The sequence below is a fragment of the Mesorhizobium sp. M0815 genome (assembly GCF_040319995.1).
GTDB lineage: Bacteria > Pseudomonadota > Alphaproteobacteria > Rhizobiales > Rhizobiaceae > Mesorhizobium.
The window spans coordinates 1-5,476 of record NZ_JAMYOU010000065.1; the positions used below are offsets into that span (position 1 = coordinate 1).

At 61.2% G+C, this 5,476-nt stretch carries 5 protein-coding genes; 3 read left to right on the plus strand and 2 right to left on the minus strand.

Annotated features, from left to right (window positions below; translation table 11 throughout):
• On the plus strand, positions 1 to 305 hold a 305-nt coding region (locus NKI01_RS30625; protein ID WP_352965829.1), incomplete at its 5' end, for a c-type cytochrome.
• A 929-nt stretch (positions 306 to 1,234) separates the two neighbouring features.
• Positions 1,235 to 1,549 carry an antibiotic biosynthesis monooxygenase family protein gene (locus NKI01_RS30630; protein ID WP_352965832.1) on the plus strand — a complete coding sequence of 105 codons (315 nt, stop codon included), beginning with the start codon at positions 1,235 to 1,237 and terminating at the stop codon, positions 1,547 to 1,549.
• Positions 1,550 to 1,595: 46 nt separating this feature from the next.
• Here NKI01_RS30630 and NKI01_RS30635 read toward each other — a convergent pair whose 3' ends face one another.
• Both NKI01_RS30635 and NKI01_RS30640 read right to left on the minus strand, forming a co-directional pair.
• The gene (locus NKI01_RS30635; protein ID WP_352495024.1) at positions 1,596 to 2,738 is read right to left on the minus strand and encodes an alpha-hydroxy acid oxidase; all 1,143 of its coding nucleotides are present in this window, start codon (positions 2,736 to 2,738) and stop codon (positions 1,596 to 1,598) included.
• A 78-nt stretch (positions 2,739 to 2,816) separates the two neighbouring features.
• Entirely contained in the window at positions 2,817 to 3,923 is a 1,107-nt protein-coding gene (locus tag NKI01_RS30640) for a LacI family DNA-binding transcriptional regulator (RefSeq protein ID WP_031193752.1), read from the minus strand.
• Positions 3,924 to 4,376: 453 nt separating this feature from the next.
• Here NKI01_RS30640 and NKI01_RS30645 point away from each other — a divergent pair, with 453 nt between their 5' ends.
• A complete protein-coding gene (locus NKI01_RS30645; RefSeq protein ID WP_352484310.1) occupies positions 4,377 to 5,339 on the plus strand; it encodes a sugar-binding protein in 963 nt (320 codons plus the stop codon).
• The last annotated feature ends 137 nt before the right edge of the window (positions 5,340 to 5,476 follow it).

The following is a 5,476-nucleotide window of genomic DNA, read 5'->3' on the forward strand; positions in this document are numbered from 1 at the left end:
ACTTCACCAGCGTGTGTGCCGGTTGCCACAATGCCGCGCCACAGGGAGCGACCAAGACGGGACCCAACCTGTGGAGCGTCGTCGGTCGCGACAAGGCGTCTGTGGCAAAAATGCGTTACTCCGACGCTTTGCTCGACTGGGAGGGTGTATGGACGTACGAGGATCTGAACAGATATCTCTTCGGACCCATGCTCACCACGCCGGGCGTTTACATGGAGACGCCTGGTGTTCCGGACGAGACCGAACGGGTCGACCTGATCGCCTACTTGCGCACACTCAGCGACAAGCCGATCCCGCTGCCCTGAACGTTAGCCCCAGGAGGGCCGCGGCCGGATTGCGCCCAACGCCGATGAGCGCTCGAATTCTGCATGGAGGTCACTTCGCTTCCCCTTGACGAATGACCGGTTGGATCCGATTTTGGCTGTTCAGGGGTGGCAAGGGACAGTTTATGGCGCGCAAGGCGGACCTTCGGCTCCGAGCGGTGATCTGAGAAATCGATAGGCGCAGCAATAACATACGAGTTCCCAGTTTCATCCTCTTCGGGCGCGCCATCAATCCAATGCACGGCCCGCCTCATGGGGCCTCTCGGGCGCGGTGAGCTCATAGCCGCCCGACTATGACCGTGACCGGCGCCGGTGGTCGGAGGGTCGCGAGGGCTGAGCGCCATCCCTGCCAAAAGAGGGGATGGTCTGCTGATACCGACTCAGTCGGCCTGCTTGATCTCCGGACCCGGTTCAGTCGGCGGCGCTGGCGTGCAATCCTGGCCGGTGCATTCCTGCACGGGATCTTTCGCCGGCGGGAGACAGTTTTGGCCTTCACAATGAACGGGCGGCTGCACTGTTGCGGCTTTGTTGTTCGGCGGCACAGGCCGATCCTCAGCGCGAACGGTAGGCATTCCAAGGTCGATCATGGCCGTGCACAAGAGCGCAATCCGAAGCAAATTCATTTCCGCCTCCGCAACTGACAGCCAGATGCAGACTACACGTTTGACCTGCGGCCAACATCCTGTCACCCGCGAACGGCGTTAACAGCGCGTTTCATTGCTGGCCAGCAGGGCGCGCGATTGAGATCGAGTGTCGTCCTCTTCCTAACAAACATCGCCAGGAACAGGCGTTCGGCGTGAGATGGCTGAAGCCAACCTTCCGATTTTCCGATACGCTCGTTTGAGGGTTTGAGGTGCCTTAGGGCTTTCGCGCATTCGAGGTTCTTCAGGTCTTTCACGGGGGGAGCATACATGATGGCATTCAACAGCGTCCGCTTCCAGGTCAAGCCGGGAAGTGAAGACGAATTCGTCGAACTGTTCAGCAGCGCTCCGCGCGATTTCGAGGGATTGCGAAAAATGGCTCTCATCAAATCCGGAGATGGCGCCTTCTTTTCGATTGGAGAGTGGGACACTTTCCAGCACATGGTCGATGCTCGGCCCAAAATGCTAGGCAATCTTGATCGGTTCCGGTATACGTTGCAGCAGCTTGAAGGCGGATATACGGATGCTGTTTCCGGCGAGGCCGTCTTCGACACGGACGGCAGGAGCGGCGGCCGGTCGGTATAGTGTTCGCACTTCGAAAAGCTTATGCCGTGCGCCACTTCCGGCTGCCTCACCTAAACCGCACATTCCCCCTGGAAAGCTCTGCCACCGACCTGCATCCCATCAGCCGCATGTCGCGTTCGATCTCGGTTCGCATCAGGCCGAGCGCCCGTTCGACGCCGGCCTGTCCGGCCGCTGCGAGCGGGAAGAGGTAGTAGCGCCCGAGGCCGACGGCCTTGGCGCCCAGCGACAGAGCTTTCAGGACATGCGTGCCGCGCTGGACGCCGCTGTCGATGATCACGTCGATCCTGTCGCCCACCGCGTCGACGATCTCTGACAGCTGGTCGAAGGGACTGCGCGAGCCGTCCAACTGCCTGCCGCCATGATTTGACAGAACGATGCCGGTGCAGCCGATGTCGACGGCCTTTCTGGCATCGGCAACGCTCATGATTCCCTTCAGGCAAAACTGGCCGTTCCAGAAGCGGACCATGTCTTCGACGTCCTTCCAATCCAGCGACGGGTCGAGGATCTCCGTGAAATAGCGGCTGATGGAAAGCGCTCCGCCACCGAGATCGATATGGCCGTCCAACTGCGGCAGGCTGAACTTTTCGTGCGTCAAATAGTCGATGGCCCATCTCGGCTTGATCGCAAACTGCATCATGCCGCCGAGCGTAAGCCGAAAGGGGATGGAAAAGCCGGTCCGCAGGTCACGCTCGCGGTTTCCGCCGGTGACGCTGTCGACCGTCAGCATCATCACCTCGACGCCGGACGCCTTGGCGCGCTCCATCATGGCGCGGTTCAGGCCGCGATCCCTGTGGAAATAGAACTGATAGACCTGCGGCGTCCTGTGCTTGCGGACTTCCTCCAGGCTGACCGTGCCGAGCGACGAGACGCCGAACATCGTCCCGAACTTCTCCGCCGCCGCGGCGACGGCGCGCTCGCCGCTATGGTGAAACAGCCGCTGGAGAGCCGTCGGCGAACAATAGACCGGCATCGCCAGTTTCTGGCCCATGACGGTGACCGACATGTCGATCTGCCCGACACCGGCAAGCACGTTTGGGACGAGGTCGCAGTCCTCGAACGCAGCCGTGTTGCGCCGCAGCGTCGTCTCGTCGTCCGCGCCGCCATCGATATAGTCGAAGATCGGTCCTGGCAGGCGCTGTCTGGCCAGCCTGCGAAAGTCCTGAAAATTATAGCAGCTTTGCAACCTCATAGGGCTCAATCGGATCTATGCGGGGCGCGATGTCAAGCCTATGCAATTGTCGATCGCCGACTATTCCGCCGCCTCGCGTCAGCCCGCCACCGCGCCAACCGACTCCCGCTCCACCAGCGGGCATTCGAGCTTGGTGATGGGATGGCGGCCACGACCGGGAGGGGCGGGGACTTCCAGCTGCTCGATCGCCCATTGCCCCATCGCCATATGCGGCAGGATCGACGTCGTCAGCGGCGGGAACAGATGGCGCGCGATCTCCTCGTCGTCATAGCCGACCACCGAAATATCCTGGGGGATGTGCAGGCTGGCCTCCTTCAGCGCCTCGTAGCAGCCGATCGCAGTGCGGTCGTTCTGGCAGAAGATGGCGGTCGGCCGGTCTTTCAGCGCCAGTAGCTTGATGGTCGCGGCATAGCCGGCGCTCGCCGACCAATCGCCTTCGACGACCAAGGCCGGGTCGAACGGGATGTCGGCTGTCGCCAGCGCCCGGCGGTAGCCCTTCAGCCGGTCCTGCGCCGCCTGCATCCATGGCTCGCCGGTGATGGTGGCGATACGGCGATGGCCATGGCTGATCAGGTGCCGGGTCGAGCTCTGGCCGCCGGCGATCTCGCTCGGCACCACGGCGGGGAAGGCATAGTCGGCGGTGTAGCAGTTGAGCAGGATGACCGGAATGTCGAGGCCGTAGAGATACTCCGGCGCGACGATCTCGCGGGTGAAGATGGTCATGTAGATCAGCGCCGAAATGCCCTGCTTGGTCAGCGCCGCGATGGCCCGGGGCTCCATCACCTCGTCGCCCATGGTCTGCGCCACCAAAAGTACATTGCCAGCGTTCCACGAGGCTTGCCGCGCCCCTTCAATGGCGACGACCGCCTCCGGGCTGGTCGCCAATTGGTCGACGGCGAAGCCGATCACGCCATCCAGCCCGTCAAAAGCGGCAACCGGCGCTCGCAGGGCGGAAAACACCGGCGGCGCATAACTGAGGGCCCGCGCCGCCTCTATCACCCGCTCACGAGTTTGCTGCGATAGCCTGATGCCCGGCGTGTTGTTGAGGACGAACGAAACCGTCGCCTGCGAACAACCGGCGGCCCTGGCGATGTCGGTCATGGTAACGCGGCCTCTGGGGTTTTTCCCGGACGGCTTGCGCCGCCTTGTACCCTCAAGGACGGGATCGCGCAGTGGTTCGTTCATGTCATTTGTCCCTCAAATCTCGCATTTGTAAGGTAAAGCGATGCTAATAGATATAAGTGCCGTCTTAAGTGATTTAGTCGCGAATCCGACGTGACAGCGCATTGGGAGGCTCCTTTCTTGTGAGAATCCCGATTAAACTAATACTCTTTACTAATATCCGGCGGCCCTATAACGTCAATCCATCATGCTCGGACGAACATCGAACCCGCGCATGTTCGGAACGTAAGCCAGCCTAGTGGCGGACAGTTCCCGTCAACCGAAGCTCGCCTGCCGTTTCGAGGAAATGTCAGACAAATCGGACTATTTACGAACGACGAATGAGTCTCTAAAGTCGACGATCGCGGCTGGAATGGCGTCGTTCTTCGCTGCCGGAACCCTGAGGAGGAGGGCGTCCAAGCCGCGCCGGCACGTTCATCATCAGCGAAAATTACTGAGTCAAATGGGAGGTTGAATATGAAATCTGCGATACGAAATGCGTCCGTCGCCGCTGCGGCCCTGCTGCTCGGCCTGTCCGTGAGCGCAATTGCGCGGGCCGACGACAAGCCGACACTGGCCTTCGTCGTCAACGGCGCTTCCGATTTCTGGAAGGCTGCCGAAGCCGGGGTCAAGAAGGCTCAAGGCGAATTGCCCAATTACAATCTAGAACTCAAATATCCGGAGCAGTCCTCGGTCGCCATCCAGCAGCGCCTGATGGACGATCTGGTGACGGCCGGTGTTAAGGCGATCATGGTCTCGGCCGTCGATCCCAAGACGTCGACCGACGGGCTGAACAAGATCGCCTCGGAAACGGCGTTGTTCACCACCGACAGCGATGCACCGCAGACCAAGCGTGTCGCCTATATCGGCTCGTCCAATGTCGATGCCGGCAAGCAGGCGGCAGAGATTGCCAAGAAGGCGATGCCAGATGGCGGCAAATGCCTCGGCTTCGTCGGCCTGCTCGGCGCCGACAATGCCAAGGAACGCATCCAGGGCATGAAGGACGGCCTCGCCGGCACCAAGATCGAACTGGTCGACGTGCGTGGCGACGATATCGACCAGGCCCGCGCTAAGAAGAACGTCGAGGACGCGCTGGTCGCCAGCCCCGACGTCACCTGCATGGTCGGCTTCTATTCCTACAACACGCCGCGTATCTATGAGGCGCTGCGCGATGCCGGCAAGCTCGGCCAGATCACCGTCGTTGGCTTCGACGACGATCCGATCACGCTGGGCGGCGTCAAGGAAGGCACCGTCGCCGCCACCGTCGTGCAGCAGCCCTTCGAATGGGCCTATCAGGGCATGAAGCTGATGGCCGCCTATCTCGAAGGCAACAAGTCGGGCGTTCCCGCCGATGGACTGATCATCATCCCGACCAAGATCATCGGCAAGGACGATGTCGACGCCTACGCCGCCAGCCTCAAGGCGATGTCTGGAAACTGAGCAAACTAGGTTGCGGGCGGGCCGCGATTTGTAGAAGTGGCGGGCGGGATTTTAAGTGGGACGCGCGGCCAGCCCCCAAAGACACAAAAACACAACCCACCACCTTAGCCCAGGCGCAGAAATTAAAACACACCCAA

What these genes read in the sequence shown, in the direction of transcription:
- NKI01_RS30630 (WP_352965832.1), top strand. Translation starts at nt 1,235, where the DNA reads ATGATGGCATTCAACAGCGTCCGCTTCCAGGTCAAGCCGGGAAGTGAA.
- NKI01_RS30635 (WP_352495024.1), bottom strand. Translation starts at nt 2,738, where the DNA reads ATGAGGTTGCAAAGCTGCTATAATTTTCAGGACTTTCGCAGGCTGGCC.
- NKI01_RS30640 (WP_031193752.1), bottom strand. Translation starts at nt 3,923, where the DNA reads ATGAACGAACCACTGCGCGATCCCGTCCTTGAGGGTACAAGGCGGCGC.
- NKI01_RS30645 (WP_352484310.1), top strand. Translation starts at nt 4,377, where the DNA reads ATGAAATCTGCGATACGAAATGCGTCCGTCGCCGCTGCGGCCCTGCTG.